The 558-nt window shown below is 40.9% G+C and carries 1 pseudogene; it reads left to right on the top strand.

The window, feature by feature from the left end:
• Positions 1-127: 127 nt before the first annotated feature.
• Positions 128-558, top strand: a pseudogene (locus tag R7093_RS27245) (SAM-dependent methyltransferase); the annotation flags it as partial.

The raw sequence follows: 558 nt of genomic DNA, 5'->3' as shown, positions 1-558 counted from the left end.
TAGATGAAAGGGCTTTTTTGCATTCATCGTATTTTCATTTTTTTGCTCGCAAGAATGTGTAGCTAGAACCCGCTTAAATTTCTCTGCTCGATACAATAGAACCTTTGAAAATACACACGGAATCAGCATGGAAGATTTTTACCTAAACAGTCGAGGTTTGGCGGGTTATTTTGAGGCACAATGGTTCGATAAATTTGTGGAAGATAAGCAGATTGATGCGATCACCAGTGAGTCGAAACTTGTTCCACTTTCTTTTGCTAAATCATCCCATTGTTCGCAAGTGGCGGATTTTATTACTCAAGCGGTATCGAAGAATGGAAAACCGCCTCATGCTTTGCTTGAGGTTGGCGCTGCGTTAGGTAGAAACTATTATGAGTTAGTTCAGCGATTAGATAGCCTAAAACAAGCAACGCTTGTTGAGCCGTCAGGTATGTTGTTGAATGGATTGAAACAGTTGTTGGTGGAAGAACAACAGGTCGAGCTGACTTATATTCATGGGCTCAACACGTTCAAAACTGTTGAGGTAGATAATCGAGAGTTAGTGCAAAATTGCGCACA

It is taken from the genome of Vibrio sp. 1580 (assembly GCF_033340055.1).
The sequence above is the reverse complement of the archived record's forward strand: the minus strand, read 5'-3'. Positions and strand labels throughout refer to the sequence as shown.